Here is a 26,784-nt window from a genome sequence, read left to right as displayed (position 1 = left end):
GCCGCGTCTGCCGAAACTCCATCCCTGCGGGTCAGGCGGCACGTGAGTACTCGTGGATGACTCCTCCGACCGTAGGGGCGAGCGCGGGCTCGGTGCCGGATACCGTACGAGCGGGCACGCCTTCGTCAGTCGAGGTCGAGGTCGCGGAGTTCGGCGCGCGTGGAGATCCCGAGTTTGGGGAACGCCCGGTACAGGTGCGAGCCCACCGTCCGCGGGCTGAGGTGCATCCGGTCACCGATCTCGCGGTTGCTCAGCCCTCTCGCGGCGAGCCTGGAAGAGCCGGGCCAGTTCGATCAGGGCGAGCGGGTTGCCGGCGGTGGCCGTGAAAAGGGCGTCGCGTTGGCGGACAGGCAGCGTCCAGCCGTGCTCCTCGAGCAGCAGCGCGGCCTCTTCCTGGGGCAGCCCGTGCAGCACGAGTTCGGTCAGTCCTGCCGTGTTGACCGGCAGCGGTTCGGGTTCGCGTACGGCGAGCAGCATCGCGAGAGGCTCGTCGGCCAGCCGGCGAGCGGCGAACAGCAGGGCGGCCGCGGAGGCGTGGTCCAGCCACTGCACGTCGTCGACGACGACCAACAGAGGGCGGTCCGCCGCCACCGCCGCGAGCAGCGTGAGCACCGCCGCCGAGACCAGGAAGTCCGAGACCGAGAAGTCCGGGGCCGCGGAGTCGGTGAGGCCGAGCGCGCCGCGCAGCGCCCCGGCCTGGACGCCGGGCAGCGCGTCAAGATGATGGAGTACCGGCCGCAACAGTCCGAGCAGCCCGCTGAACGCGTGTTCGACCTCGGATTCGACGCCGGCACACGCGAGCACACGCATGGGCTCGGAGGTCGCCGCGCTCTCTGCGGCATGGCGCAGCAGCGCGCTCTTGCCGATACCCGCTTCGCCGCGCAGGACCAGCGCCCCGCTGCGGCCGCCTCGCGCGTCGGCGAGCAGCCGGGTGATGGCCTCTCGTTCCCGGCGTCGGCCGTGGATCACGGGCGGGTTCCCGGGTGTCGTGAGTGACTGCAGTCGGTTCGACTCTGGCTCCGGATTCGAGTCCCCCGCGAGGCTGGTCGCGACGGGCGGGCGGTGCGAGCCTGCCGCGACTTCGGTGAGGAGAGCTGTTGTGGCCACGACGTTCATGGGGGCGGGCTCGGCGCCCGGCGAGGACGGGACGGGGACGCCGTCTCCGCGCCCGGCGCCGCGGTCACGGCGTCGACGCCAGCTCGGCTGGATCATTCCGCTGTTCGTCGTGATGCTCGGGTTCGCGGTGTACTCGGTGCCGCCGTATCTCACTTTCGACCCGGCGCAATCACGGGTTGAGCTGTCCGATTCGCCGCCATTTTTCTACTCCCTACTGGTGGCGCACATCATCTTCGGCACGGTGGCCCTGCTGACGGGGTGCTTCCAGGTGTGGCCGTGGTTCCGCCGCAACCACCCCAGGACGCACCGCTGGACGGGGCGGGCGTACTTCTTTCTCGGCGTGTTCCCCGCCGGCATCGCCGTTCTCGGAGTCGCCCCGTTCGGTCACACGGGTTTCGGAGGGAACACCGGGAACACCCTGCTGGGCGTGGTGTGGCTGATCACCGGGTTCGCAGGGTGGCGGATGGCTCGGCAGCGCCGGTTCCCCGAGCACCGCAGGTGGATGATCCGCAGCTTCGCGCTGACCACGTCCATCGTGGCCAGCCGCCTGTGGGCCGGGGTGCTGCTCGCCGTCCAGCTTCCGCTGCTCGACAGCGCCTACGGTGGCGACCAGCAGGCGATGATCGAGGCGATCGGTTCCGCAGGCGTATGGCTCAGCTGGGTCGTCAACCTGCTGATCGCGGAATGGTGGCTGGAACGCACGGACCACACCGGCAAGCCCAAGTCCCGCAAGCGTCCGCGCTGACGTGCCGCGCGGCGGTGATCCGGTGGAGTGTCAGGCCGCGGCGAGACACCGGCTCCCGTCCCCCGCATCCGGGCGACGACCGTCGGGAGATCGTGCATGACACACCCTTCTGACTCACAATGCCGTACGAGATACAGTGTATGTAGTACAGAGAGGAAGGCGATGACAAGCCTGGCAAGCCTTAGGCCGGCTGCCGGGCAGGAACGCCTCTATCGCCACCCTGCTGCGCGACCCGCGTGCGCCCCTCGATCCCGCCATGTGACCTTTCCATCTCCCGCGTCCGCGACCGGTGCGGCACCCCGCACCCGGCCTTGATCGGTGCCGCCAGGACGACTAGCCTGATCGCCGTTCTGCCGGAAGGCGGGGCCGAGGCGATCGCGTCACGCGGGAAGAGCCCCGACCACGACGAGCTGCTCGACCACGCCGCCATGGAGTTTGGGACCGACTGACGATGAGCGCGGAAGAGGATTTCAAGCAGGTCGGCGCCGAGCTGGCCGACCTGGGTGTACGGATCTCCAGAATGATGGGGAGTCCCGCGCTCAAAGATCAGGTGGGGAAGGTGTTCGCGAGCCTGCAGCGCGACGGTGCGATGGTGTTCCGGCTGGTCAGGGATACTCCCGAGCACACAGCCGCGCTCAAACTGCCTGGGGCGTCCCTGTTCGACCCCTCGGGGCAGGGCAGGGCGATAAAGGACTGGGTGGTCGTGCCCCACTCCTCGGTCGAGAAGTGGACGGATCTGGCCGAGGCCGCCCTCAGCCGCCCGCGCTGATCGGTAGGCGGCTCGGAAAGAATGTCCGGTATCGGCGCAGCCTTCTGGGCGGCGAGCTTTTCAGCAGTGTCATGGCTGATGGAGATCGCTGAGGAAGGTGCGGATCTCGTCGGCCTCGGGGACGTCGAGGGCGGTGTACAGGTCAAGGGCCTGTAGGGCGTGGTCGCGAGCGAGGTCGATATGGTTCGCTAAGCCGCCGTGTCCGCGAACGCCGCCACCCAGGCCAGCGCCGAGTTCCAGTTGATCGCGACCTCGTTGGTGGCATAGGAGCCGATGTCATCGATGTAGCACGTGGCGGGCGCGCAACCCGCGAGGATCTGCTCGGCCGGTGCCTTCGCCACCTCGGACACGTCCGAGTTCGGCCCGCCTGCCATCGACCCGGGAGCCGGATGCGGACGAGCCGCGTTGGCCTGGTGTGCCCAGAACCGGTGGTGCTGGTTCCAGCTGGCGCGCTCGCCGTACCCGGTCACGTAGGACTGGTTGAGCGCGTTCCTGCCGAGCAGGTAGTCGAGCGACTCCAGAACGCCGTCCCGGTATTTCGCCTCTCCGGTGATGCCGTGGGCGAAGCCGAGCACCATCGCCTTCTGGGCGGTGGCGCTGGTCGAGCCCCAGGAGTACCGGCGCTTGCCGGGCAGGTCGGGGTTGGGGTAGCCCTGGCTGCGCAGGTCGTCCAGGTGCTTGTCGGCGGCCGTGACGATCCGCGCGCGAGCAGCCGAGTAGCGGGCGTTCTCTCCGCCCGGAACGAGCTTGACGCGTGCCAGGGCCAGGTCGGCGAGGCCGCCGGTCTGCGCCCACGAGAAGTTACCCGGACCCATGGTGTGCTGGATCGAATCCAGGTAGGCGCTGGAGCCGGTGGCCGTGTAGAGCTCGGCCGCCGCCCAGGAGAACTCGTCGGAGACGACGTCGTCGCCGTAGGCCCCGCCACCAGCCGGAGAGGTCGACGGGGCCAGGACCGCAGGGTTCTTCATCGCGGCTGTCCAGGCCAGCCGTGCCGCGTCGAGGCACCTGTCGGCGTAGGCGGCGTCGAAGGGCCGGTAGACCCTGGCACATCTGGCGGCCACGGCGGCCAGGTTGAGCGTAGCGGCCGTCGAGGGCGGGAAGAGCCTGCGCTCGCGTGGGTCCTCGTGCGGGGCCACCATCCCGGTCCACCCGTCGACGTCATGGATCTTGTGATGGGCCATGCCGTCGTCCTGTTGCATGCGCAGCAGGAAGTCCAGTTCCCACTTGGCCTCGTCCAGGATGTCCGGCAGCTCGCCACCCGACTCCGGGATGCTCAGCGACACGCTGCGCGACTGCTCGTAGGAATCGATCAGTTCCCAGGCGGCCAAGGCGCCGTTGACCACGTACTTGCCGTGGTCTCCCGCGTCGTACCAGCCGCCGCGCTGCTCGCCGTCCCCCTGGTTGGGCGCCACGCCGAGGTGCCCGGCGGGCCGCGCGTAGGCGGCTCCGACATGGGCTGCCTCGATCGGGATGCCGGACCGGTTGTGGTAGAAGTACGCCAGCGAGTCCTTGCGCAGCTTGCCGTACAGGCCAGGCGCGATGTCGAACGGCACGCTGCGCTTCCCGTCAACCTCCAGCCGGTAGCTGCCGGGTTCGCGCACCTGGCTGAAGTCGGCGAGGTGGACATGATCGCCGGACATGAGGTCGTCGCCGTACACCTTGGTCGTTCCGGCCGCGGCCTCCGCACCGGCGGAGTCGAGCAACCGCCACGGCAACGCCTCGGTGACCTCACTGACGATCGTGGCCCGCTTCGGCGCGTCGGGCAGGTAACCCACCTGGTTGACCCGCACCGGTGAGCCGAGGTAGCGACCGCCCGGCGGGGTCGCGCCACCGATGAGGGAAACGTTGTCGAGGCACAGCTCGTACGGCTCCTTCGCCCCACCCACCTGGAAGAGCACCTGCCCCTTGGGCTCGTCGACGGCCGGAGTCCCGGTGATCTCGAACCGCTGTGTGGCAGTCGTCACCGGACTCTGTCCCGCCAGCAACGCCGTGTACGGCGCCACGGCCAGTTGTCCGACCACCCTGATCGACACGTTCCTGCTCGCCCTGGCGGTGAAGGCCAGCTTGTACGGCTGGCCGGCCTCGAAGGGCACATCGCTCTGCCCGATCATCACATCCCAGGCGTTGACCGTGCCGGCGGGGACGGTGGCGCAGAGCTCCCCGTTCACCCTGTGCCCAACCAGGTTCTTGGTGCTCCACCAGGAGGCGAGATCGACGTCGAAAGAGCCGTTGCGCAGGCGTTCATAGGTGGCGGCCTGTGCGGGCACCGTGGTGAGGGCCGTGGCCATCACCGTCAACACACAGGTCAGCTGGAGTCGAAATGACACGCCAGCCCTTTCCTCGGATTCGTCGGCCGGACAAGGCAAGCATTCTTGACGATCTTGAAGTGCGCCGCAACACCGCCCACGGAATGACAGACCCTGGCTTGCGGCACTCCCCCGGAACGCAGACAACGGCGGCGCACAGGTGATCAGCGGCAACATAGGCTCACCACTGACAATCGGTCCGACTTGTGTGAAGGATGTGAACGCCGTGACGACGTTGCCCCCTTCGTTCGCCATCGCCACCGCCACCGGGTCGGGTCAGCCGGCCGACACACCCGCGGATAGCCGTGGCATCACGGATAGGCTGACCGGCCGGTCGACAGGGGCTGCGCTCGACGCGCGGCCTGCCCTCGCCGCCGTCGTGAGTTCGTTCCAGGCATGGTGATCCGCAAGCGGGCCGCGCGGTCCGCGCAGCGAATCGACGTGACCCGCCTTCCCGAGGACGTCGTGGCACTCATCGACGCCCTCGAGCCTGGTGAGAACCTGGTCGTCACGCGTGACGGCGAGTCGATCGCGACGATCTCCAGCACCATCGACGTGGTCCAAGGCGCCATCGTCGATGCGCCGGACGAGGCGGACGAGGCGGACGATCAAGCACCGATCGACTACGACAGCGTGACGGTCGTGGCCACCGCGATGGAGCTGTCGGCCGCGGCTCGGGTGGCGCTGTCGACCCAACTCGGCGCGGACTACGTCGTGCTCGACATGCACGCGGCTCCCAAGACAGCCGACGTGCTGCTGGTACCGCCGGGCAGCCCGCAGTTGATCTCAGCGCTCCGATCGATGTACCCGAAAGCTCGCGTCGTCGTCACCGAAATCGAGGACCACGAGCTCGGAGTCAATTACCACGGCCCGGTCCGACGGCTGCTCAACGCCGGCGCTGATGCGTATCTACCTCCGGCGACCCTCCCACACCTGGCCAGGCAGCTTGACTACACGCTCAATCACGCGCACCAGATCACCGGCGGGGCCACCACGCCACTGCAGATCGCACCGGTCACGGAACCAGCAGGCCCCGATGACGAATAACCCACCGCTTCTCCCGGAGAACGACGTGATCAGCTCGTAAGTCATCCGAGCGTCCTCACTCCAGTCGGTCTGCGCCCGCTCCAGCACCTCCTCCAACGGAGTCGGCCTCGGCCAGGACGTCGATGGCGGTCTCGCGGGGCGGCCCACCCGGTGCCGGCACCACCACCGCTGGGGCCGGCGCGGCAGCAGATCGCCGTCGTCACCCCCACCCAGCATGCCGAGCATGGCCCGAACCGGCGCGAAGATATGCCGGCGCGTGGGGAGCGGTTGATCAGCGATGGGCGGTTGCGATGAGGCGTCGCAGTGCGGCGTGGGCGGCGTCCGGGTTGGGGATCAGCCCCATCTCGGTGGCCGAGGCGAGCCCCTTGACGAACCCTCGGAGTAGTCGGCCAGCGGTCCTCCGCGGTCCCGGCCGGCGGGTGCCTGTTCGGGGGCGGGTTGGTGAAGTGCGGTCAGGAAGGCGGCCAGGGCGTCGGCCGCAGCCATGCGGGGCGACAGTAGTCCGTCCCTGGTGCCCGCCTTCAGCGCCAGGCTCGCATCTCCTCGGCCGGCCCCTGGAGGGACTCGACCGGGTGCTCGACCTCCGTCCACGGCGGCGTGAGGTCGGCGGGCTTGAAGCGGGGCACCACGTGGAGGTGGAAGCGGAAGACGCTCTGCCAGGCGTCTCGCCGCCGGCGGACGACCAGCTGCCTGCATAGGCGTTTCAGAGGGTGATGGCCACTCGGGCCAGGTTCTCATGGAGATGCACGGGTTGTGGCCACGCGACCGATTCCGCCTTGGGCAGCTGCGCTCCGCCATGGAGTCGGTTGATAGGTTCCCCACGATCGTGGGATGGCCCCGTTGTGGTCTCCTGAGATCGTTGACCTGCGGAGGAATGATGAGCGTACGGTTCGCGCTGCTCGGCCCCGTGACGGTGTCCGCCGTCGGGCGCCGGGTGCCGGCTGCCTCGCCACGGCATCGAGCGGTCCTGGCCTACCTGCTGCTGCACGCCAGGACGGTGATCAGCGCCGACCGGCTTGTCGGCGCCATCTGGGGGATGACTCCACCCGACACGGCACGGGCCCAGCTCCAGTCCGCGATCGCGGCGATCCGCCAGGTGTTGCGTACGGCCGGCGCGGGAGAGATCCTGCAGACCAGAACAGCCGGATACATCCTGCTCACCGAGCCCGGCCAGGTGGACCTGGAGGTGTTCACTCGCCAGGTCGCCGACGCGCAGGCCGACGCTGAGCGACTGCGGGAGGCGCTGGCCCTGTGGCAGGGTGAACCGCTGGGCGGGCTGAACGCCGACTTCGTCGACCAGGCCAGGACGCGGCTGCAGGAGCGTCGGCTGAGCGTCGTCGAACGGCTGGCCGAGCGGGAGCTGGCCCTGGGCCTGCACGCGGAGATCGTCGACGGATTGACCGCCGAACTGGCCGAGCACCCCTTGCGGGAGCGGCTCTGCGGGCTGCTCATGCTGGCGCTGCACCGTAGCGGCCGGCAGGTTGACGCGCTGAACGTCGCCAGAAGCTTCCGAGAACGGCTGGTCGATCAGCAGGGGCTCGACCCCGGCCGGGCGTTTCTCGATCTTGAGCAGTCGATTCTGCGGGCCGATCCCAGCCTGAGTCCGCCGACGGGGCAAGAGCCGGAGCCGGCCGCGGCGCCCGAGCGGGCCACTCGGCAGCCGACCTCGTTCTTGCCGATGGACGTACCGGACTTCGCCGGACGGCCCGGTGAGCTGGACTGGATCACGCAGCCACATTCCGAGCTTGGCGGGATCGTGACGATCGACGGCATGGCAGGCGTCGGCAAGACGGCCCTTGCCGTCCGCGCCGCGCACCACCTGGCCGAGCGTTTCCCCGACGGGCAGCTCTTCGTCGACCTGCACGCCCACACCACCGGTCAGGCGCGAGTGGAGCCGGGAGCCGCTCTGGAGACCCTGCTGCGCCAGCTCGGCATCCCGGCCGAGCGCCTTCCTACGGACACGGTGGCGCTGTCCGCGCTCTGGCGGGGTGAGCTGGCGAGTCGCCGCCTGCTCGTGTTGCTCGACAACGCGGGCGACACCGATCATGTACGTCCGCTGCTTGCCGGCGCCTCCCGCAGCCTGGTCCTGGTGACCAGCCGACGGCGACTGGTCAACCTGGACGGTGCTCACGCGCTGTCGCTGGACGTGCTGTCCGCCGACGACGCCGGCGCGTTGTTCACCTCGATCGTGGGCGAGCGGGCGCTGGCCGAACCGGTCAGCGCGCTGGACGTGCTGCAACTGTGCGGCTTCCTGCCGCTGGCCGTGCGGATCGCCGCCGCCCGCCTGCGCCACCGCCCGCGGTGGACGGTGGCCTATCTCGCCGAGCGGCTGCGCGACCAGCGCCGCCGCCTTGCCGAACTGTCCACTGCGGAGCGAGGGGTCGCTGCCGCGTTCGCCCTGTCCTACCAGCAGCTGAACCCGGCGCAGCAGCGGATGTTCCGGTTGCTGGGACTGCACCCGGGCATCGATGCCGACATGCGTGCCGCGGCCGTGCTCGCCGATCTTCCGCCTGAGGAGGGCGAGGAGATCCTGGAGGACCTCCTCGACGCCAACATGCTGATGCAGCAGGAGATCGGCCGCTACACCTTCCACAACCTCCTCCGGGAGCAAGCCTTCAGAACCGCCGGCGACGAGGAGAGCGCCGAGACCAGGAACGCCGCCCTGACCAGGTTGCTCGACCACTACCTGCATACCGCGGCAGCTGCCATGGACCTGCTCTACCCCGACGGGAGCCGCCATCGGCCGCGTTTCGCCGAGCCGGTGGACCTGCCCTTCGAGGACGTCGTGGGCGCGACGGCCTGGATGGACGCGGAGCGGGCGAACCTGATCCGTGCCGGTGTCCACGCCGCTGACGCCGCCTGGCCCGCGCACGCGCTGGCCATCGCTCAGACCTTCCACCGCTTCCTTGCCGAACGCACGCATTACGGTGACGCCCTGACGATCAACGCGGCGGCGGTGCGGGCCAGCCGCAGCCTCGGCGACGTGTTCGCGGAAGGCCTCGCCTACAGCTCTCTCGGAGACGTCCACTGGCCGCAGGGCAACCATGTCGAGGCCGACGAGTGTTTCACCCGGGCCGTGGAGCTCTTCCGGCAGGCCGGAGAGCACAGCGGGGAAGCCAGCGCGCTGAACAACCTCGCCGGCATCCACGTGTCGTGGGGCGACTATGAGCGCGCTCGCTCCTACTACCTTCAGTGCCTGGAGATCTACCGCCGGCACGGCGAGCGGGACGGCGAGGCGGTCGCGTTGAGCAACCTGGGGCTCCTCGAGGTGGAGCTCGTCGACTACCACCGGGGCTTCGAGCGCCTTCGTGAGGCCATGGCCATCGCCCGCAGCGTGGGATACCTGGCGCTGGAGGCCCACTGCGTCGCCTGCCTGGGAAGCGCGTACCAGGGGCTTGGGGACCTCCGGCAGGCCCTCGACCACTACGGTCAGGCTCTGCGGATCTATCGCGACCTCGGCAACCGCTACCGTGAGTCCGAGGTGCTCACCCAGCTCGGTGACGCCACCCGCGCCGCGGGCGAGCCGGCCCTGGCCATGGCCGACCTGCAAGCCGCCCTGGCCGTCGCGGACGAGATCGGCAACCGCCCCTGCCAGGCCGCGGCCCACTGGAGCCTGGCAGCCGCGCACCGCGACCTGGGTCAGAACGACCTCGCGCGGGTCCATGCCGGGCGGGCCATGGAGCTGTTCACCGAGCTCGGCGTGCCGGAAACCGAGGATTCCCGTCCCAGGCGCCGCGCCTTCTCGGTGTGCGGCACGTCTATGGGCCTGCCGGCCGAACGCTGACCACGAACCGGCCGGCGCGAGCCGTACAGAACGCCCAGAACGATCACGGCGCATCCGGCGAGCTGGAGTCCTGACGGGCGCTCGCCGAGGAACGCCGCGGAGATGGTCACGGTCGACATCGGCTGGATGAGCAGCAGAAGCGCGGTGAGAGCCGTGGGTTGCCTGGGCAAGGAGTAGGTGATCAGCGTCCAGCCGAGCACCTGCGGGCCGAGCGCGAGCAGGAGCAGCCAGCCGTGCGCCGGCCAGTCCGGCGTCAGGTCGACGCCGCCGGACAGCGGGCTGAGCAGCGCTATGCAGGCCACGGCGGCGACCGTGCTGTGCGCGAGCGGGCCGGCCGTACGGCGGGGTTCGCCGGAGACGGCCCGCATGACCAGCAGGTAGGCGGCGTAGGCGATGGAGGTCGCCAGCCCGAACACCACGCCGAGCAGCGGGCTGGCCCCGTAGGCCGCGCTGTCGAAGACACCCGAGATGAGCATGACGCCTCCGAAGACCACCGGCGTGGCGATCATCAGCGGACGCGGGGGCCGCTCGCCGAAGACGACCCACGCGCCGAACGCCACCAGGAACACCTGGAGGTTTCCCAGCACCGTGGCCAGCCCGGCGCCCACATGGGCGATGGCGTGATGCCAGAAGAGCAGATCGAGCGCGAACAGCAGGCCCGCGAGCCAGGCGAGGTAGCGCGCCCTGGACGGCATCGGTCCCAGCGTGCGCCGCTCCAGCCAGGCCAGCACCAGCAGCGGCGGCACCGCGTACAGGCAGCGGAACAGCGCGGAGGTGGCGGGCGACACCTCCGAGAGGCGGACGAGAGGCGCCGAGGTCGAGATGATCAGAGCCCCTACCACCGCGATCAGCACGAAACGGCGCTGCGTGGTCGAGGCGGTCGCCATCCTGCCGACGCCGAAGATTGCGGACTGCATGTGCCCTCCGTTCTCGCGTCACGGCTCGCGCCAGGCGGCGCGAGCCGTAACAGCTCTTCTGTCAGTCGGTGTGGCGGACGAGCGGCCAGTCGATGGCCACGCGGCCGGCCTGGCCCTTGCGGGCGGCTGTGGCCTCGTCCGCGCCGAGCCCGGCCACCTTGGTGCCGATGGTGGCTCTCGACGACGCGCGTCGCTTCGCCGAATCCGCCTCCTCCGCCGGGTCTGCCTCGACCTCGACGAAGGCATGCGCCTTCCACGTCTCCCGCTTCGCGAAGAAGATCTGCCGGCTGGATGTCAACGGTGGCGTGCCGTGCCGGGGACACGGGTCTTCTTCTCGAGCAGTGTGAAGGCGATCAGGCTCAGCAGAAGGCCAAGCCCGAAGTAGGCGTGGTAGGTGTCGGTGAGGGCGTGGATCGCCGCCGCGACGCCGAGCCCGGTGGCGGCTGCGAACTGATGGGCCACCCAGGCGGGGGCCAGCGTCCGGCCCAGGCGGGCCGGGTCGAGGCCGCGCGAGAGCACGGCCATGGTCAGCGGGATGACGGGGAACGAGGAGAGACCGAAGATCACCGCTCCGGCGACGAGCGTGATCGGGTCGCCCGCCACGAAGATGAGCAGCATGGACAGGGCACGCAGCGCGTGCAGGATCTTCAACGGCAGGTCGGGCGCTCGGCCGCGCAGGACGCGGACCAGCACCGCCGAGGTGAGTCCGGCGGCCACGGCGGCGACCGCGACCAGGCGGCCGGCGTCGGTGACCGACCAGTCCAGCTCGGTGGCGTGCTTGGGCAGGATCAGCACGGTCACGTACATGGTGGCCGCGTGCAGGCCGAAGGAGGCCACGATCCGGCCCCGGCCGCGCAGGCTCTCCTTGCCGTCGGCGCGCGAGGCGGGCTTGTCGGCAGGCAGAACGACGGCGATCACCAGGGTGGCGGCCAGGCCGGCCACGCCCAGGATCGCGTAGGTGGCCCGGAGGCCGACCGGCTCGAACAGCGCGGTCGCGGCCCACGGGGTGAGCAGCTGGCCCAGGTTGATGCCGACCGCCGCCTTGGTGAGCGCGGGTCCGGCCTGCTTGCCGTACACCCGTCCGATCAACGTGCTGATCGTCAGGCTGGACGAGCCGGCGAACCCCAGCCCGCCCAGCAGCGTGTACGCGGCCACGAACTGCCAGCCGCTCTGGACCACCGCGAGCGCCAGATAGCCGGCCGAGATCAGCAGCAGGCCGAGCAGCAACACCCAGCGGGCGCCGATCCGGTCCAGCAGCGTCCCGACGTACGGCTGAGCCAGCCCGGTCAGCGCGGTGCTGAGCGCTGCGGCCACCGCCAGCACGGTGACGCTCACCCCGTAGGCGCCGGCGGCCGGGGCGAAGAACACGCCCGCCGAGAAGTTCAGGCCGAACGACACGGTCGTCGCCGCCAGAGCGGCCCAGGCGACCTTCACGCCTTCCCCGCCTCCGCTGCGCGCAGGTCGCGCAGCAGGGCGATGGCGGTCTCGTCGATCAGATCTCCATCTCCATCCCGCCCAGCTGGAACTTCCCCGCCGCGCGCAGGAGGGCGGTGTTGTGCGAGTCGGCGACGCAGGCCGCCGGAAAAGCCGATGATCTTGGTCAAGGGGAGTCCAATCAAGGGAGGATGCGGTAGGGCGAACGTCTCCATCGGACCCCGGGGCGGCGGATCCGCGCGGGCAGGAGGCCGCAGCCGCCGGCACGGGGACCTGTTCACCCCAGGCGCCGGCACCGAGCATGCGCGCCGCCCTTGATGGAAGCTCTACGGATTCGCCATGGACTTCCTGCAAGGCCGGTCAGCCCAGGGTCGCGAGAAACGGATCGAGACCCCCCGTACGGTTCCGCTCCTGATTCGCGTCGGACCCGGCGGTGCCAGGGCTGTCAGGTTGGAAAGAGCTCAGTGTGCATTTCGCCGCAGACTTGCGAGGCGGACGGCCAGAAGGTGGACGGTGAAACGGCGGATGCCCAAACGGCGGACAACGGGCCGGGCTACGCACGTCAGACAAGCAGGCCCGCCGTCAAGTCATGAACGACACGGTTACCTCGACGATCAGGAAGACGGCCGCCTTCGGAACGGGCGCGGCCCTGGCCGCCGGTCTCATGAGCGGTACGGCCCAAGCAGCCCCGAGCGCGACGACGGCCGCCGGCCTGACGCCCAGCGCGAGCCGACCGGTCTCCGTCGCCATCATGCGACCCATCCGAGTCAACTGCGGGATCGTGACCTGCTCGGCCTACCTGAGCAGGGCGCGCACCACCGCGGCCCATCAGGCGTTCCTGAGCCACGCCGACGCCAAGGTCAAGGATCTGAACGCGCTCTGCGATTCCGCGAAGACCGCCGCGTTCGATGGTTCGAGCCTCTGCAAACGGGCCCTGGACCGTTTCGGCGGTGCCGTGGGCAGGAATCTCGCAGCAGCAACCAAGCGCGGCGGATGCTTCGTCGTTCGATGGAGCCCGGGGAAGGCGGTCTTCGGGGCGGTCGATCTGTACTCGTTCGGCAACGTTCCACTGAGTAACCCGTTCTGCGATGCCATCTGAGCAGGTGCGCCGGAAGACGCGGGAAGCTCACGGTGAGATGTCACGGTGAGTTGGGGCCACCTGCCGTGGCCTGACGCTGCTTTCGTCGCCCGCTCCGGTGGTCGCCGGCGTCCGGGCCGGCTCGCTCACCTCGTTCTCCCATCCGGTGGGTGGCTCAATGTCGGCCTGGTCGCCGTCGACGTCGCCTGGCCGTCACGACGAGAACGGCCGGCCGCGTCAGGAAATCTCTCGCCCGCCGGTGTTTGGGCCGGCGCGGAAGGGTAGCTCTGGGGGTTTGCGAGACCGGCGGCGCCGCCGAAGGGCGTTGACCGTTCCGGCGCGGTCGTCGAGCGGTCCCAGGGCGCCGGCCGCCGCCTTGCTGAAGGCGCCCGCAGTGCGCGGGGCGATCGCCGCCAGGTCGATTCAGGGCGAAATCCCCCATGACACTCCGTCGAATCCACGAAAGGACTCTTTCCATGCGCCGCACCATCGGTGTGACTGCAGCCGTGACGATCGCCGCAGGCATCCTCATGACGGCACCTGCCGCCGTCTCCGCCCCGAGCGAGGCCGTAAGCGATCAGCCCACGAACGCGTCCCTGCTGGACGTTCACAAGAAGTCCCGAAAGTGCGACAAGCCAAAGAACAAGGGGTTCAACATCTCCTGGAAGGACGGAGTCTCGTCCACCACGTTCTACTTCAACAACCACTGCAAGGAGACCAACCGCGTCAGGGTGTGGTACGCCTCGGCCGGAATGAAATGTAAGGCCATCACCGTGAAGCCCGGAACCAAAGGGAGCAAGAAGCTGCACAGAATTTATTACCACAATCTCATGGAGGTGGACTTCGGCAAGTGCCCCTACTGGCCGTAAGCCTCCTCAACGCCCATGAGCGTCTCGTCAACGGCTTCAACCGTGAAAGGAATATCACCATGCGCCGCACCGTCGGTGTGACAGCAGCCACGACGATCGCCGCAGGACTCATCGCGACGACCCCCGCCGCGGCCTCCTCGGTCCCGAGCGAGACGACCACCACCGCGACCACTCCAACCACGAACGCATCCGCGCTGGACACTCACAAGAAGTCCCGAAAGTGCGACAAGCCGAAGAGAAAGAAGTTCAACATCTCCTGGTCCCCAGGAATGTCGTCCACCACGTTCTACTTCAACAACCACTGCAAGGAAACGAATCACATCAAGGTATGGGCCACGGACTCTGTCACGCATGTCACCGTGTGCGAGAACGTCAGGGTCAGACCCGGGGTCAGAGGAAGCAAGAAGATCTGGGGCCCCGCAAAGGGCAACATCGACATGGTCACCTTCGGCAGATGCCCCTGGTAGCCGTGCGCTCCCAACCCCATGTCAGGCGCGCGCGCTTCACCACCTCACCTGGAGTTCGTTCGCCGGTGTCTCCCACAGAACCGCCAGAACCGCTCGAATGCGCGCGACGCGCGGACGGCACGTCGCGAATGCCACGGTGAACCGGCATCGCGGGCCTCGGCGACAACCACCGCTCCGTGATCCCGTCCGGAGGCCCACGACGAGACGGCTCGGGCGATGTGGATCCTACGAGCGGCGGGGAAGGACAACCGAACGAACAGTGCGGACCTCGAAGACGCCGTTGCACAAGGCATGCCGGCCTGCGACTTCGACCGGATCCGCCGCTCGACCTTGCCGTGTCCCAGCCATAGAACACGACCGCGCCGATCCTGGCCCCTGGCCCCAGTGCTTGTTGGCATGTTCAAGGTCCATTGGGTGGTTCTGACCCTTGGGTTCGTGGGAATCGGCGGGATAGACCGACCAAGGAGACCTCAAGATGCAGGCGACTGACAAGCCACGCCACCGCAGCCTCGACGTGGACGGACTCGAGGTCTTCTACCGGGAGGCCGGCGCGGCGGACAAGCCTTGCGTACTGCTGCTGCACGGCTTCCCGAGCTCCTCGCACACCTTCCGGCACGTGCTCTCGCCACTGGCCGAGGTGAGCCGGGTCATCGCCCCGGACCTGCCGGGCTTCGGGTTCTCCGCGGCGCCCGGTGTCGACGAGTACGAGTACACGTTCGCCAACCTGGCCGACACCGTCGAGGCGTTCCTCGAGCGGATCGGCGTCGACGAGTTCTTCGTCTACCTGCACGACTTCGGCGCCCCGGTCGGCTACCACCTCGCCACCCGGCGTCCCGAGCGCATCCTCGGGCTCATCGTGCAGAACGGCAACGCCCACGAGGAGGGCCTGGGCAGCCAGTGGGACAGCGCACGGGCCTTTTGGGCCGATCCTTCGGAGGCCAACCGTGCCCGGCTGCCCGAGTGGCTGAACTTCGAGGGCACTCGCGAGCAGTACCTGGGCGGGCTGCCGGAGCGGGTGCGCGTTCTCCAGCCGCCCGAGGCGTGGCACCTGGACTGGGAGCGGATGTCGCGGCCGGGCAACGTCGAAGCCCAGTTCCGGTTGTTCTGCGACTACGCCGGCCACGTCGCCCGCTTCGGCGAGCTGGCCGACTTCCACCGGACCCGCCAGCCTCCGTGTCTGCTGCTCTGGGGGCGCCACGACCCGTTCTTCGACCTGTCCGAGATCATGGGCTACGCGCGAGCGCTCGACCGGCTCGAGATGCACGTCTACGACGCCGGCCACCTCCTGCTCGAGACCCACGCGCCCGAGTGTGCCGCGGCGATCGGGGCCTTCATCACCGATGTCACCGCCGAGCGCGCCATGGCCGACGTCATCCCCAGTCGTCGACGCTGACGTACGGCCAGGGCGGAGGGACGGGAGCGTCCGTGCCCCTGGCGCCTTGCGCGCGTCGACGCACGTCCGCTCGCGCATGCCTGGACGGCCACGCTCGCCTCGCCGAGACCACCGGCATGGCCACACGGTGCTATTTCCGGTCGCCACCGAGCGCCGTGAGGCGGCCTTCGGTCACAAGCCGTTCTCCCGGATTCGTTCTGGAAGCCAGCTGGTGGAGGGTGTAGCCCGCGGCCTTCTTGAAGAGGTACTCGGCGCGTTCGTACGAAAGCCGCCCCCGTCCCGTGTCCGGGCACAGGTCGGCGGGCTCGGGCATGCGGGCCGGGGCGGGTCGCCGGTCGGCCAGGAACAGGGGGCCGCGGGTCCGGCCCGCCATCAGCTCGGGCAGCAGGGCGGCCGTGCCGTACCCCCAGAAGATCCAGACCGGCCCTGTCCTGGTGGCGACCCGGCCGCGGCGGCCGGCAAGGTCGAGGTCCTCGATGTCGAGCGACAGGGCCGCCTTCGCGGACGCTCCCGACTCGTGCAGGAGCCGCCACAGGGTCCGCTCGCGCAGGGACGGATGCCGCCACAGGGCCTCCAGGTCCGGCCCGTGGACGGCTGGGCGTCGTTCGCGGCTTTCCGGCTTCCTGCCCAGCTCGGTCGACAGGTCCTCGATGGCGGCCCAAGACGAGAATGAGCGTACGGCGGCGCGGTGCCGGTTCCAGGTCTTGGGCGCCGCCGTCCCCCAGGCGACGGCGAAGACCTTGGCCACCTTCCCGGCGGTCACGTCGGCCAGCGGGGTGCCGGGGCCGAGGTCCAGGCGCAGGCGGCGCAGGGTCTGGGCGTAGGAGCGGATCGTCTCGGCGTTCAGGTCGCCGCGGGCCAGGAAGCGCTCCGCGGCCTCGCCCAGCGTGATGCCCGTCTGCTGAGGAGGCGCCTGGGCCTTGCCGGTGGCGGCGCGTTTGAGGAGGAACGCGCGTTCCGCGGCGTTGCCGGTGAGTGCGGCGGCGCGTTCGAAGTCCTTGCCGGCTTCGCGGTGCCGGCCGAGCCTGGCCAGCAGGTCGCCGCGCACCACCGACAGCAGGTGGTAGTCCTTGAGAGCCGGATCGGCGGCCACCGTCTCGACGAGGTCCAGACCTGCCTGGGGGCCGTGGGCCATGCCGAGGGCCACGGCCCGGTTGAGCTGGATCACCGGGGACGGCCTCAGCCGTACCAGCGCCTCGTAGAGTGTCGCGATCTGCGCCCAGTTCGTATCGTCCGCGGTCCTCGCCTGCGCGTGGGAGACGGCGATCGCGGCCTGCAGTACGTAGGGGCCGAGCGGGCCGCCGGCCTCCCTCGCCCGCAACATCGCCGCGAAGCCGCGGGTGATCAGGAGCCGGTCCCAGAGCCCGCGGTCCTGCTCGTGCAGCTGGATGGGCTCGCCCGAAGGTCCGGTGCGTGCGACCGCGCGTGACGCCTGGATCTCCATCAGAGCGACCAGGCCGTGCACCTCGGCTTCGCGGGGCGCCAGCTCGGCCAGCAGCCTGCCCAGGCGCAGCGCCTCCAGGGCGAGCGACGGACGCATCAGGTCGTCACCGGAGGTCGCCGAGTAGCCCTCGTTGAAGATCAGGTAGATGACGTCGAGTACGGACGTCAGCCGGTCGGCGAGCTCCGGCCCCGACGGCAGTTCGAACGGGACCTGCTTTTCGGTGAGGGTGCGCTTGGCCTTGGCGATGCGCTGGGAGACGGTCTGCTCCGGTACCAGGAACGCCCGCGCGATCTCCAGGGCGCCCAGGCCGCCGAGCAGCCGGAGGGTCAGCGCGACCCGCTGCTCGGGGGGTAGCACGGGGTGGCAGGAGACGAACATCAGGCGCAGCACGTCGTCGTCGAGGTCGAGATCCTGGCGCTCCTGCGTGCGGGCGATCTCCTCGTGCTTGCGCCCCATCCGCTCGTTGCGGCGGATGTGGTCGATCGCGCGACGTTTGGCCGTGGTCATGAGCCACGCGCCGGGGTTGTCAGGGACGCCGTGCTCGGGCCACTGCTCCAGCGCGGCCACCAGCGCGTCCTGGGCGAGTTCCTCGGCCAGGCCGACGTCGCGGACCATCCTGGTCAGGCCCGCGATGATCCGCGCGGACTCGAGCTTCCAGACCGTGTTGACCGCTCCGTGAGCGTCCCGGGCCGCGCTCATCAGTAGATCTGCTGCATCCGGCCCTCACCATCGCCGATGATCTTGAAGAAGCGGCGGGACAGCTCCAGCGCCTCCTGCCTGGACCCCACGTCGATCAGCGCGAACCCGCCCGCCATCTCCTTCGCCTCGGCGAAGGGGCCGTCGGTCACCGTGAGTTCGCCGCCGACGGACTTGAGCACGCTGCCTACCAGCTCCATCCCGCCGGTGGCCAGCAGTACCCCTGCCTGGGTCAGCTCCTGGATGAACTTGCCCATCTCGATCTGGAGGGTTTCGTCCGCCCTCTGCTCGCTCACGCTCGTCAACAGAAATCGCATGCCCTACTCCCATTCTTTCTCGAGCAACCCTAGCCTCCTTGCGTTCCCTGTCACATCGCGTGGACGACGCGTAGGCAAACCACGAAGGGAACAGGGAACATGACCACCACCACCCGCAGCTCCGCCTCCACCCGCACGCTGCTCACCGCCGCGGCGGCCGTCATGCCCGTCTGGACCGTCGTCGCTCTGGCGCAGGCGTTCACCCGCGAGGGCTTCGACCTGGTCCGCCACCCGCTCAGCCAGCTCTCCACCGGCTCGCTCGGATGGATCCAGATCACCAACTTCCTGATCGTCGGCTCGTTGCTCATCGCCGGTTCCTTCGGATTCCGCAAGGCCCTGTACGGCAAGCCCGGCGGCACCTGGGTGCCGCGCCTGACGCTGGTCGCCGGCATCGGAATGATCGGAGCGGGCGTCTTCGTCATGGACCCCGGCAACGGCTTCCCCGTGGGCACGCCCGCCGGGCCGCCGGCGGCGATGAGCTGGCACAGCATCATGCACATGGTGACCGGGTCGGTGACGTTCATCGCCCTCGCCGCGGCCTGCTTCGTCCTCGGCCGCCACTTCACCCGCACCGGCGCCCGCGGCATGGCCGTCGCCTCCCGCCTGGCCGGCGTGGCCCTGATCGTGGGCGACGGCTGGGCGATCACCGGCGGGCACGCCGGCTCGGTGACGCTCGCCACCGGCGTCATGATCGCGATGGCCTGGGTCTCCCTGGTCGCCGCCCGCTTCCGCACGTCCGCCTGAATCACGCACCACTTCATCCCTGAGGAGAACATCATGAGGAAGATCGTCGCCGGGCTGTTCGTCTCGCTGGACGGCGTCGTGGAGTCGCCAGAGACCTGGCACTTCCCCTATATGAACGAGGAGATGGGCGCAGCGGTCATGGCGATCCAGGCCGAGGCGGACACGCTCCTGCTGGGCCGGGCCACCTACGAGTCCTTCGCCGCGGTCTGGCCCCACCAGACCGGGGAGATGGCCGACCAGCTGAACGGCATCCCCAAGCTGGTCGCCTCCACCACCCTGCAGAAGGCGGAGTGGAACAACTCCACCCTGATCAGCGGAGACGCGATCGACGAGCTGAAGAGGATCAAGCAGCTGCCCGGCAGGAACATCAGCATCACCGGCAGTATCACGCTGACCAGGGCGCTGCTGCGGGCGAGCCTCGTCGACGAGCTCCACCTGATGGTCCACCCGATCGTGCTCGGTACCGGTACCCGGCTGTTCGACGAGAGCACCGGTCGCCTGCCGTTCAAGCTGGTCGATTCGACCACCTTCAAGTCCGGTGTTCTGAACCTCCACTACCGGCCCGCCTGAGAAGGGCGTGGAAAGCCGACGGACACCCCCGAGCCCCGTCCCGGATCATTCGGGACGGGGCTCCGCCTTGCCGGTTCTCCCGTGCCAGGCGGATGACCGAGACACGCGTCTCCCGCAGCAGACTCCGGTCGGCGTCGCTCGCTGAGGACCATGCGGTGTCGTGTCAGCAGCCGCGTCAGGACGGCGACGGCCCGGTATCAGAGCGGTCGGCGATGGTGGAGACCATCCAGACACCGCGGACAGCAGCAGGACCGCCGTCCACCAGCCGTCCGTTGGCTTGAATGTCAGATTCGAAGGAGCGCACCACCATGTCCGTCACCCTCACCGACCAGGACAAGCTCACCCTGCGGACCGCCGCGTGGGGCGCCGTCTCGCTGATGTCAGCCGCCGGCGCCGCCGGCTCTGCCCACAAGGTCGCCACCCACGGCTCCATCGCCCTGACCTCCGCGACCGGCCTGGTCGGGCACGTGATCACCAAGGCGCCCAAGGGCGTGAAGTACGGCAAGACCGTGGCCGAACTCGCCGACCTGGTGCTGCCGGCCCTGACGGCGGCCATGAGCCTGCTGAAGAAGCAGGATCCGGCAGAGGCCGACAACTTCCGCAGCACCCTCATCGTCGCCATCGAAGCAGGCGCCCAGACCCACCAGGGCGTGCCCAGCCCCACCATGGCCGAGATGGCCCGCAAGATCACCGCAGCCCTCGACGCCGCTTGACGGCATGTCCCGGGGTCCTCTCCGGACCCCGGGACGCGGCGGCCCGCCGGGCCAGGAGGGGCCGAGCCCCGCCCAAGCGGCCACGCCGGCTCGCTCACCGTCCGTGACCCGACCACCGCCCTCGCCCGCGGCGGCGATCTGGTCTCAGGTCAGCGGACGGAGTGCTCGTAGCACAGGCAGCCGACGCCCTTCTCGATCCACTCCCTGCCCTCCCATTCCGGATGCCGTGCGACCATCACGGCCGCGACCTCCTCGACGATCGTCTCCTCGCTCATGGCCGAGCCGCGGCGCAGCCAGGTTTCCTCCCGCAGGACGTGCAGGTAGTCGCGCACATCCTCCAGCAGCCGCGCATCGCCCACATCTCCATGGCCGGGGACCACCACGCGCGGGCGCTCGGCGACCAGCCGCTCCATCACCGCCAGCCAGCGCGTGCCGGAGACATCGATGTCGTGCGGCGGGAACCACGGGAAGATGGCGAACTGTCCCGACTCCACCAGGTCGCCGGTGAACATCACCCCCGCGTCGGGGACCGTGACGATCTGGTCGCCCTTGCTGTGCGCCCGGCCGGTGGCGCGCAACTGGACCGTCCGGCCGCCCAGATCCAGGTCATAGTCGGTGTCATAGACCAGATCGGGCCGCGCGAGCCGGACACCGTCGAGCCGGCGCGCGACCGCCTCTCCCAGACCCTTGAACATCTCGAGGTAGCCCGGGCCCTTCACCGCAAGGTCCTCGGCCTGCGCCTTGTTGATCAGGAACGTCGCCTCCCCGGCGAACACCTGGGCGCCGAAGGCGTGCTCGGGGTGGAAGTGGGTCGTGGTCAGGTACAGCCTTCGCCCTCTGGCGACCTCGGTGGCGAACTTCAGCACCGCCTCGGCGTTCTCCGGTCCCATCCCGGTCTCCACCACCAGCACGGAGTGGCTGCCGCCGACGATGCCGATGTTGGGCACCAGCTGGACCCCGCGGTTCGGGATCACCACCAGGTCGCGGGCCGCCTCTCGGGCGTCCTCGATCCGGACGACAGGGTCGGGCATCTCATACTCGGTCATCTCCCCAGTGCACCGGTCGTCTGCCCCGGGCGTCCAAGTCCGATCTCGCAACCCCGATACCGGGCAGGTATCGTCCCTGCAAATGGATCTGCGCCTGCTGCGTTACTTTGTGGCGGTTGCCGAGGAGCTGCATTTCGGCCGGGCCGCCCAGCGGTTGCACATGACACAGCCGCCCCTCAGCCGCGCCGTCAGACAGCTGGAGGGAGACCTCGGCGCCGTGCTGCTGGAGAGATCAGCCACAGGTGTCGCGCTCACCCCTGTGGGAGCCGTGCTCCTCAGCGAAGCCCGCGCCTTGCTCGGTCAGGCCGACCAGACCCGCCTCCGAGTCGCCGCCGCGGCCGGCAGCACCGTCCTCACCATCGGCACCCTGGCCGACAGCGCAGAGCAGACCGGGACACAACTGGCCGCCGCCTACCGCGAACGCCATCCCGGCATCCTCATCCAGGTCCGCGAAGCGGACTTCACCGATCCGACCTGCGGGCTGCGCGCCGGGCTCGTCGACGTCGCCCTCACCCGCGAACCGTTCGACGACGCCGACATCACCACGCACCTCCTGCGCGAGGACCCCGTCGGCGCCGTCCTGCGCACCGACGACCCGCTCGCCCGGCATGGTCACCTGCACCTGCGCGACCTCGAGGACCGTCCCTGGTTCCGCTTCCCGGAAGAGACCGATCCCATCTGGAGCGCCTACTGGCAGGCCACGGACTCCGGGCGCGAGGGTCCCGTGGTGCGGACCGCGCAAGAATGCCTCCAGGCCGTCTTGTGGAACGGCACCGTGGGCCTTACGCCTTTGACCCACACCCTTCCGCAGGACCTCATCGCGGTTCCCGTTCTCGACATGCCGGCCAGCCGCCTCATTCTCGCCTGGAAGAGCACCGACCCGAGCCCACTCGTTCGCTCCTTCGTCCAGATCGCCCGCGCCCAGAGATAAGGGCTGGTACCAACCACGCAGGTCAAAGTCCTGACAGGCGATCCCGGTCTCGCCGGGTCTCCTGAGCGCCGCGCCCATGAACGCCACGCTGGTCATCACGGTGAGGAAGTCGGCCTCCTCCCTGTCCCCCAGCTCGATCACCGGGTTCCCGGCCCGCCGCGCAACCCCCGGCCCGCTTCGGCGAACTGACGTTTCCGGGCGCCGGCACGCGCAATCCATGGAGTGACTCCTGTGGGATGTGGTGTTGGCCAGGACGCTACACCCGCGCTTGCAAGAGTTCAATGAAAGTTTTCGCTCAATCGAGCCCTTCCGTGCCGGAGAGCACGCCGCCTCGCCCGCGTACGCGCATGGGCGCGCGAGGGTAGCCACCCTCGCCCAACTAAACAACTGTTGACATTGATCTTCGCGAAGCACTCAATAGGCCACACAGTTCAACATCTTCCAACGCAGCGCTTCGGCTTCCTCGTCGAAAGGAATCGATTTCAGATGCGCCGTCTCACCCATGCGCTCCTGGCCTTATTGGCTTCGACGCTTGCCGTATCGGCCCTCCCCGGATTACCCGCCGAAGCGGCGGAGCCGTACGTTGTCGAGGCCGAGAGCATGGCGCTGTCCAACTTCACCACGGCCAGCGTGGAGCACACCTTCAACGGCGCGCCGGTCGAGACCGTGAATTACGTCCAGGGCGTTTCCGGCCAGTCGAGCACCGCCACCAAGACATTCAGCGGCGCCACCGGCACCTACGATCTCATCACGCGCTACAACGGCAAAACAGCGGGCGGAGTCACCTACACGCTCGCGGTCAATTCCACCACCGTTGATTCGTGGGCCACGTCACAGCGAAATGGTCGCGACTACACCGATCCCGCGAACATCGACACCCATACCTCGAGCAAAGTCACGCTCAGCAACGGCGACACCGTCAAACTGACGGCCGCGTCCGCCAACGAGACACCGCGCGTCGACAGGATCACGATCCAGGAGTACGTGGGTCCGCCGACCAGCACGCTGAGCATCGATTCGCCGAACGCGGCACTGAACGAGGGCTTCACCTGGGGCAAGAACCGGGCTCTCGGTATGACGTTCTACCCCGGCAACCCGATCATGGGGCACGAACCGGAGTGGTGGCGGCTGAAGGATTCCACGCACACCACGGTGATGCCCGGCTACTGGGGCGCCTATCTGAACCGGGAGTCCTTCTACAACAGGGACATCGCCCATCAGTCGGATGGCGCGCACGCGCTTGGCCTGGACAATGAGACCTACGCCATGCTGAAGACGTTCGCCGGCGACGCCGACGATCCGGGTCAGAACGGCTGGCCGCTGTGGGCGCACAGCTCCTACGGCAGGATGTATTACATCGACGGCACGGGATTTCGGGAACTGCCGTCACCGTTCAACGTGATGGCCAAGGCCTACAAGCAGTACCAGTGGACGGGAAACCAGAACTGGATCAACGATCCGACCCTCTCGGCGTACTACGACTCGACCATGGGTTCGTTTCTGACCGACCACAAGGTGACGTGGAACGACGCCAACCCCTCCAACGAGCAGCCCGTCGCGAAGATGCAGCCTGGCGAATACTCGGCGACATTCTTCGAGTTCCCGAGCGAACATCTCGTCTCCGCCGCCGATGCGCTGGGCTACCAGTACCAGTCGATGCTCGCGTATTCGGCGATCCTGAAGGAAAAGAGCGACAACGCCAACAGCACGAAGTGGGCCGACCGCGCCCAGCGGGTACGCGACCACTTCGAGACGAACTGGTGGGACGCGGCGACCAACCGCTACATCCGCGGCAAGGACGCCGATGGCAAGGGTTACAGCAGTTGGGGGCATGAGGCCAGCTTCCTGATGATGTTGACCGGGCTGGGCGACCACGGCGCCAGGACCAGCGACTACCTGGACTTCATCGCCGCCAACGACGACGACCTGAATGTCGAGGCGACCTCCTATCTGCCGGAGATGTACTACCAGTACAACCGGCCTTCACAGGGTTGGGCGTGGCTCAAGAAGCTCATGGCCGACAAGAACGGATATCCGGAAATCTCGTTCGTGGTGGTCAGCAGCACCATCGACGGCATGATGGGCGTGCAGCCGGACGCCCCGCACAACAAGGTGGCCACCGTCCCACGGTTGACCCCTGAGGTGCCGTGGGTGGAAATCAACCACCTCAAGGTCGGCGGCAACGACCTCAAGCTCAAGCACACCGGCACGACGGCCTCCACGCTGACCAACAACTCCGGCTCCACCATCACCTGGGAGGCCCAGTTCTACGGGACCCTCTCCACGATCAGCGTGAACGGCACACCGCGAACGCCGCAGACCAAGTCGCTGTACGGCCGGACGGTTTCGTACGTGACGGTGCCCGTGACCGCCGGCGCGTCGGTGACCGCGACCGCCGGAAGCACAGGGGGTGACACCACGGCCCCCACCGCGCCGACCCACCTCGCGGCGAGCAAGGTGACCTCGAACAGCGTGGATCTGAACTGGACGGCGTCGACTGACGACGTCGGCGTGACCGGCTACAGCATCTACCGCGGCACCACGCTGATCGGTTCGTCGACGGGCACGAGCTTCACGGCGACCGGGCTTTCCGCCTCGACGCCGTACACGTTCACGGTGAAGGCGAAGGACGCGGCCGACAACGACTCCGCGGCCAGCGACGCGGTCAACGTCACCACCGCCGTCAGCGGAAACGGGCAGACAGCCGATCTGAGCGATCTCACCTGGGTCAATGCCGTGAGCGACTTCGGCACCGTTCAGAAGAACAGAAGCATCGGATCCAACCCCATCAAACTGGCCGGGACCGCCTACGCCAAGGGCATCGGCACGCACGCCAACAGCGCCATCACCTACACCTTGAACGGAGGGTACGCGAGGTTCCAGGCGGAGGTCGGCGTGGACGACGAGATCTCCGCAAACGCGACGGTCAGGTTCCAGGTCTGGGGCGACGGCGTCAAGCTGTACGAGAGCCCGTCGGTCCTGACGGCGTCGAGCCCGTCCCAGTCCATCGACGTGAGTATCGCCGGGGTGACCTCGCTGGTGCTGAAGGTGACGGATGCGGGAGACGGGATCAACAGCGACCACGCCGACTGGGCGAACGCTCGACTCGTCGCTGCGGACACCCAGGCGCCGACGGCGCCGACCAACCTGGCGTCGAGCAACGTCACGTCGAGCAGTGCCCAGCTGAGCTGGACGGCGCCGACCGACAACGTCGGGGTGACGGGCTACGACATCTACCGCGGGACGGCGCTGGCCGGCTCGTCCACGAGCACGAGCTTCACAGCGACCGGGCTGTCGGCTGCGACGTCGTACACCTTCACGGTGAAGGCGAAGGACGCCGCCGGGAACGTGTCGGGTGCCAGCAACGCGGTCACGGTCACCACCTCCGGCGGCGCTGCGGTGTTCCTCAGCGATCTGAACTGGACCGGTACTCCCACCATCGGGTGGGGCACCCTGCACAAGGACCGGAGCGTCGACGGGCGCACCATCACCCTGAACGGGACCACGTACGCCAAGGGGATAGGTACGCATGCCACGAGCAGCATCACCTACTCCCTGAACGGTGCCTATTCCCGGTTCCGATCAGATGTCGGGGTCGATGACGAGGTCGGCGCGAATGCGACGGTCACGTTCGAGGTCTGGGGCGACGGCGTCAAGCTGTACGAGAGTCCGTCGGCGATGACTCCGTCCAGCGCGGCAGCCTCCATCGACGTCAGCGTGGCCGGGGTGTCCTCGCTGGTGCTGAAGGTGACGGATGCGGGAGACGGGATCAACAGCGACCACGCCGACTGGGCGGGAGCGAAGCTGATGTCGTAGTGCGCCAGACCAGCAGGGAACTGGGGCTGCGGGAACGACGAAGGGTGTCGATGATCCGTTGGTGAAGACAGACATCAACACCCTTCTCGCCGCACTGCCCGTGAAGATCGACGACTGGCACGGCGAAGAGCCCGCACCGGCCGGCCACCAACGAAACGGTCCGGTTGCGGGTCCGACCCCGCCTCAGGAAGCCGCTACCCGGACGCCACGACCTCGCCGGCCGTGACCTGAGGAGGGTTCGGAAGCAGGGAGGCGAGATGCTCCCGCACGAAGTCCCCAGCCCTTCTGGTGGATTCCTCGGCTCCGGCTTGATCGTCAAAGACGCTGGTGGAAAGCATCACCCCATCCCCAGCATCGACCCAGTAGTAAGCCACGAACCCGGGGACCTGGCTGATGAGCGGCACGAACCCCTCGCTCACCCGGCGTCCCGCCTCGGCGGGATCGGTTACCCCCTCGTAGCGCCGAACCGTTGCGTACATAGCTGACCTCCTCCCTGGGCCCAAGATCGCCCATGCGGGAGGACATACCCTCACCGTGCGTCCTCCGAGGCCAAGGGTCTGTAAATTGAACAACCCGGCGGGT

At 68.7% G+C, this 26,784-nt stretch carries 24 protein-coding genes and 3 pseudogenes; 14 read left to right on the top strand and 13 right to left on the bottom strand.

Annotated elements, in window-relative coordinates; genetic code table 11:
* Window positions 1-125: 125 nt before the first annotated feature.
* Both AC3EO4_RS34650 and AC3EO4_RS34645 read right to left on the bottom strand, forming a co-directional pair.
* Window positions 126-227: a hypothetical protein gene (locus tag AC3EO4_RS34650; RefSeq protein ID WP_431899622.1), complete on the bottom strand. Its 102-nt coding sequence runs from the start codon at window positions 225-227 to the stop codon at window positions 126-128.
* A gap of 4 nt (window positions 228-231) precedes the next feature.
* The gene (locus tag AC3EO4_RS34645) at window positions 232-1,116 is read right to left on the bottom strand and encodes an AAA family ATPase (protein WP_431899620.1); all 885 of its coding nucleotides are present in this window, start codon (window positions 1,114-1,116) and stop codon (window positions 232-234) included.
* On the opposite strand from AC3EO4_RS34645, the gene AC3EO4_RS34640 reads away from it, so the two are divergent.
* From AC3EO4_RS34640 to AC3EO4_RS34630, 3 genes and pseudogenes are all read left to right on the top strand, one after another.
* On the top strand, window positions 1,100-1,861 hold the full coding sequence (locus tag AC3EO4_RS34640) for a DUF2306 domain-containing protein (RefSeq protein WP_379573226.1): 762 nt from the start codon (window positions 1,100-1,102) through the stop codon (window positions 1,859-1,861). The two genes, AC3EO4_RS34645 and AC3EO4_RS34640, sit on opposite strands and share 17 nt — an antisense overlap.
* 293 nt (window positions 1,862-2,154) lie before the next feature.
* A pseudogene (locus AC3EO4_RS34635) lies at window positions 2,155-2,310 on the top strand (argininosuccinate synthase); the annotation flags it as partial.
* Between the two features lie 2 nt (window positions 2,311-2,312).
* Window positions 2,313-2,630: a hypothetical protein gene (locus AC3EO4_RS34630; RefSeq protein WP_379573227.1), complete on the top strand. Its 318-nt coding sequence runs from the start codon at window positions 2,313-2,315 to the stop codon at window positions 2,628-2,630.
* Window positions 2,631-2,818: 188 nt separating this feature from the next.
* Here AC3EO4_RS34630 and AC3EO4_RS34625 read toward each other — a convergent pair whose 3' ends face one another.
* A complete protein-coding gene (locus AC3EO4_RS34625) occupies window positions 2,819-4,957 on the bottom strand; it encodes a glycoside hydrolase family 9 protein (RefSeq protein WP_379573228.1) in 2,139 nt (712 codons plus the stop codon).
* 375 nt (window positions 4,958-5,332) lie between these two features.
* Between AC3EO4_RS34625 and AC3EO4_RS34620 the strand changes: the two genes are divergently transcribed.
* Window positions 5,333-5,983 (top strand): hypothetical protein, encoded by a 651-nt coding sequence (locus AC3EO4_RS34620; protein ID WP_379573229.1) that lies wholly within the window; start codon window positions 5,333-5,335, stop codon window positions 5,981-5,983.
* A gap of 736 nt (window positions 5,984-6,719) precedes the next feature.
* A pseudogene (locus tag AC3EO4_RS34615) lies at window positions 6,720-9,437 on the top strand (AfsR/SARP family transcriptional regulator); the annotation flags it as partial.
* Window positions 9,438-9,622: 185 nt separating this feature from the next.
* Here AC3EO4_RS34615 and AC3EO4_RS34610 read toward each other — a convergent pair.
* The 5 genes from AC3EO4_RS34610 to AC3EO4_RS34590 all read right to left on the bottom strand — a co-directional run bounded on the left by AC3EO4_RS34610 (window position 9,623) and on the right by AC3EO4_RS34590 (window position 12,871).
* Window positions 9,623-10,684, bottom strand: coding sequence for a DMT family transporter (locus AC3EO4_RS34610; RefSeq protein ID WP_431899617.1), 1,062 nt, complete (start codon window positions 10,682-10,684; stop codon window positions 9,623-9,625).
* Window positions 10,685-10,745: 61 nt separating this feature from the next.
* Complete coding sequence (locus AC3EO4_RS34605; protein WP_431899615.1) at window positions 10,746-10,982, bottom strand: hypothetical protein; 237 nt, start codon at window positions 10,980-10,982, stop codon at window positions 10,746-10,748.
* The gene (locus tag AC3EO4_RS34600; protein WP_431899613.1) at window positions 10,979-12,118 is read right to left on the bottom strand and encodes an MFS transporter; all 1,140 of its coding nucleotides are present in this window, start codon (window positions 12,116-12,118) and stop codon (window positions 10,979-10,981) included. The genes AC3EO4_RS34605 and AC3EO4_RS34600 overlap by 4 nt, the downstream gene beginning before the upstream one ends.
* Complete coding sequence (locus AC3EO4_RS34595) at window positions 12,115-12,288, bottom strand: hypothetical protein (RefSeq protein WP_431899611.1); 174 nt, start codon at window positions 12,286-12,288, stop codon at window positions 12,115-12,117. The genes AC3EO4_RS34600 and AC3EO4_RS34595 overlap by 4 nt, the downstream gene beginning before the upstream one ends.
* Before the next feature lie 412 nt (window positions 12,289-12,700).
* Window positions 12,701-12,871 (bottom strand): hypothetical protein, encoded by a 171-nt coding sequence (locus AC3EO4_RS34590; RefSeq protein ID WP_431899610.1) that lies wholly within the window; start codon window positions 12,869-12,871, stop codon window positions 12,701-12,703.
* Here AC3EO4_RS34590 and AC3EO4_RS34585 point away from each other — a divergent pair.
* From AC3EO4_RS34585 to AC3EO4_RS34570, 4 genes are all read left to right on the top strand, one after another.
* On the top strand, window positions 12,870-13,217 hold the full coding sequence (locus AC3EO4_RS34585; protein WP_431899608.1) for a hypothetical protein: 348 nt from the start codon (window positions 12,870-12,872) through the stop codon (window positions 13,215-13,217). The genes AC3EO4_RS34590 and AC3EO4_RS34585 overlap by 2 nt on opposite strands.
* A gap of 455 nt (window positions 13,218-13,672) precedes the next feature.
* Entirely contained in the window at window positions 13,673-14,065 is a 393-nt protein-coding gene (locus AC3EO4_RS34580; RefSeq protein WP_431899606.1) for a hypothetical protein, read from the top strand.
* Complete coding sequence (locus AC3EO4_RS34575) at window positions 14,047-14,532, top strand: hypothetical protein (RefSeq protein WP_379573237.1); 486 nt, start codon at window positions 14,047-14,049, stop codon at window positions 14,530-14,532. The genes AC3EO4_RS34580 and AC3EO4_RS34575 overlap by 19 nt, the downstream gene beginning before the upstream one ends.
* A gap of 475 nt (window positions 14,533-15,007) precedes the next feature.
* Window positions 15,008-15,925 (top strand): alpha/beta fold hydrolase, encoded by a 918-nt coding sequence (locus AC3EO4_RS34570; RefSeq protein ID WP_431899605.1) that lies wholly within the window; start codon window positions 15,008-15,010, stop codon window positions 15,923-15,925.
* 931 nt (window positions 15,926-16,856) lie between these two features.
* Here the strand turns inward: AC3EO4_RS34570 and AC3EO4_RS34565 are convergent.
* Together AC3EO4_RS34565 and AC3EO4_RS34560 are read right to left on the bottom strand one after the other, a co-directional pair.
* Window positions 16,857-18,068, bottom strand: a pseudogene (locus tag AC3EO4_RS34565) (RNA polymerase sigma factor); the annotation flags it as partial.
* Entirely contained in the window at window positions 18,068-18,382 is a 315-nt protein-coding gene (locus AC3EO4_RS34560; RefSeq protein WP_431899603.1) for a YciI family protein, read from the bottom strand. The gene AC3EO4_RS34560 and the pseudogene AC3EO4_RS34565, both read right to left, overlap by 1 nt.
* A 99-nt stretch (window positions 18,383-18,481) precedes the next feature.
* On the opposite strand from AC3EO4_RS34560, the gene AC3EO4_RS34555 reads away from it, so the two are divergent.
* Window positions 18,482-19,126 carry a DUF998 domain-containing protein gene (locus AC3EO4_RS34555; protein WP_431899601.1) on the top strand — a complete coding sequence of 215 codons (645 nt, stop codon included), beginning with the start codon at window positions 18,482-18,484 and terminating at the stop codon, window positions 19,124-19,126.
* 33 nt (window positions 19,127-19,159) lie between these two features.
* The gene (locus AC3EO4_RS34550) at window positions 19,160-19,696 is read left to right on the top strand and encodes a dihydrofolate reductase family protein (RefSeq protein WP_379569799.1); all 537 of its coding nucleotides are present in this window, start codon (window positions 19,160-19,162) and stop codon (window positions 19,694-19,696) included.
* A 175-nt stretch (window positions 19,697-19,871) separates the two neighbouring features.
* On the opposite strand, the gene AC3EO4_RS34545 is transcribed toward AC3EO4_RS34550, so the two are convergent.
* Window positions 19,872-20,006, bottom strand: a complete 135-nt coding sequence (locus tag AC3EO4_RS34545; RefSeq protein ID WP_379569801.1) for a hypothetical protein — start codon at window positions 20,004-20,006, stop codon at window positions 19,872-19,874.
* On the opposite strand from AC3EO4_RS34545, the gene AC3EO4_RS34540 reads away from it, so the two are divergent.
* Window positions 20,005-20,409, top strand: a complete 405-nt coding sequence (locus AC3EO4_RS34540; protein WP_431899598.1) for a hypothetical protein — start codon at window positions 20,005-20,007, stop codon at window positions 20,407-20,409. The two genes, AC3EO4_RS34545 and AC3EO4_RS34540, sit on opposite strands and share 2 nt — an antisense overlap.
* A 149-nt stretch (window positions 20,410-20,558) precedes the next feature.
* Here AC3EO4_RS34540 and AC3EO4_RS34535 read toward each other — a convergent pair whose 3' ends face one another.
* On the bottom strand, window positions 20,559-21,455 hold the full coding sequence (locus tag AC3EO4_RS34535; RefSeq protein ID WP_379569805.1) for an MBL fold metallo-hydrolase: 897 nt from the start codon (window positions 21,453-21,455) through the stop codon (window positions 20,559-20,561).
* 82 nt (window positions 21,456-21,537) lie between these two features.
* On the opposite strand from AC3EO4_RS34535, the gene AC3EO4_RS34530 reads away from it, so the two are divergent.
* Both AC3EO4_RS34530 and AC3EO4_RS34525 read left to right on the top strand, forming a co-directional pair.
* Window positions 21,538-22,386, top strand: coding sequence for a LysR family transcriptional regulator (locus tag AC3EO4_RS34530; protein WP_431899597.1), 849 nt, complete (start codon window positions 21,538-21,540; stop codon window positions 22,384-22,386).
* A 486-nt stretch (window positions 22,387-22,872) separates the two neighbouring features.
* A complete protein-coding gene (locus tag AC3EO4_RS34525; RefSeq protein WP_431899595.1) occupies window positions 22,873-26,202 on the top strand; it encodes an NPCBM/NEW2 domain-containing protein in 3,330 nt (1,109 codons plus the stop codon).
* A 194-nt stretch (window positions 26,203-26,396) separates the two neighbouring features.
* On the opposite strand, the gene AC3EO4_RS34520 is transcribed toward AC3EO4_RS34525, so the two are convergent.
* Complete coding sequence (locus AC3EO4_RS34520; RefSeq protein WP_431899594.1) at window positions 26,397-26,681, bottom strand: hypothetical protein; 285 nt, start codon at window positions 26,679-26,681, stop codon at window positions 26,397-26,399.
* Window positions 26,682-26,784: the final 103 nt, after the last annotated feature.

It is taken from the genome of Nonomuraea sp. bgisy101, assembly GCF_057708945.1.
Note: the sequence above shows the minus strand (reverse complement) of the source record. Positions and strands in the feature narration are given on the sequence as shown.

What these genes read in the sequence shown, in the direction of transcription:
- AC3EO4_RS34530 (WP_431899597.1), top strand. Translation starts at nt 21,538, where the DNA reads ATGGATCTGCGCCTGCTGCGTTACTTTGTGGCGGTTGCCGAGGAGCTG.
- AC3EO4_RS34610 (WP_431899617.1), bottom strand. Translation starts at nt 10,684, where the DNA reads ATGCAGTCCGCAATCTTCGGCGTCGGCAGGATGGCGACCGCCTCGACC.
- AC3EO4_RS34580 (WP_431899606.1), top strand. Translation starts at nt 13,673, where the DNA reads ATGCGCCGCACCATCGGTGTGACTGCAGCCGTGACGATCGCCGCAGGC.
- AC3EO4_RS34550 (WP_379569799.1), top strand. Translation starts at nt 19,160, where the DNA reads ATGAGGAAGATCGTCGCCGGGCTGTTCGTCTCGCTGGACGGCGTCGTG.
- AC3EO4_RS34585 (WP_431899608.1), top strand. Translation starts at nt 12,870, where the DNA reads ATGCGACCCATCCGAGTCAACTGCGGGATCGTGACCTGCTCGGCCTAC.
- AC3EO4_RS34620 (WP_379573229.1), top strand. Translation starts at nt 5,333, where the DNA reads ATGGTGATCCGCAAGCGGGCCGCGCGGTCCGCGCAGCGAATCGACGTG.
- AC3EO4_RS34590 (WP_431899610.1), bottom strand. Translation starts at nt 12,871, where the DNA reads ATGATGGCGACGGAGACCGGTCGGCTCGCGCTGGGCGTCAGGCCGGCG.
- AC3EO4_RS34545 (WP_379569801.1), bottom strand. Translation starts at nt 20,006, where the DNA reads ATGGTGGTGCGCTCCTTCGAATCTGACATTCAAGCCAACGGACGGCTG.
- AC3EO4_RS34570 (WP_431899605.1), top strand. Translation starts at nt 15,008, where the DNA reads ATGCAGGCGACTGACAAGCCACGCCACCGCAGCCTCGACGTGGACGGA.
- AC3EO4_RS34645 (WP_431899620.1), bottom strand. Translation starts at nt 1,116, where the DNA reads ATGAACGTCGTGGCCACAACAGCTCTCCTCACCGAAGTCGCGGCAGGC.
- AC3EO4_RS34520 (WP_431899594.1), bottom strand. Translation starts at nt 26,681, where the DNA reads ATGTACGCAACGGTTCGGCGCTACGAGGGGGTAACCGATCCCGCCGAG.
- AC3EO4_RS34560 (WP_431899603.1), bottom strand. Translation starts at nt 18,382, where the DNA reads ATGCGATTTCTGTTGACGAGCGTGAGCGAGCAGAGGGCGGACGAAACC.
- AC3EO4_RS34535 (WP_379569805.1), bottom strand. Translation starts at nt 21,455, where the DNA reads ATGACCGAGTATGAGATGCCCGACCCTGTCGTCCGGATCGAGGACGCC.
- AC3EO4_RS34630 (WP_379573227.1), top strand. Translation starts at nt 2,313, where the DNA reads ATGAGCGCGGAAGAGGATTTCAAGCAGGTCGGCGCCGAGCTGGCCGAC.
- AC3EO4_RS34540 (WP_431899598.1), top strand. Translation starts at nt 20,005, where the DNA reads ATGTCCGTCACCCTCACCGACCAGGACAAGCTCACCCTGCGGACCGCC.
- AC3EO4_RS34650 (WP_431899622.1), bottom strand. Translation starts at nt 227, where the DNA reads ATGCACCTCAGCCCGCGGACGGTGGGCTCGCACCTGTACCGGGCGTTC.
- AC3EO4_RS34555 (WP_431899601.1), top strand. Translation starts at nt 18,482, where the DNA reads ATGACCACCACCACCCGCAGCTCCGCCTCCACCCGCACGCTGCTCACC.
- AC3EO4_RS34525 (WP_431899595.1), top strand. Translation starts at nt 22,873, where the DNA reads ATGCGCCGTCTCACCCATGCGCTCCTGGCCTTATTGGCTTCGACGCTT.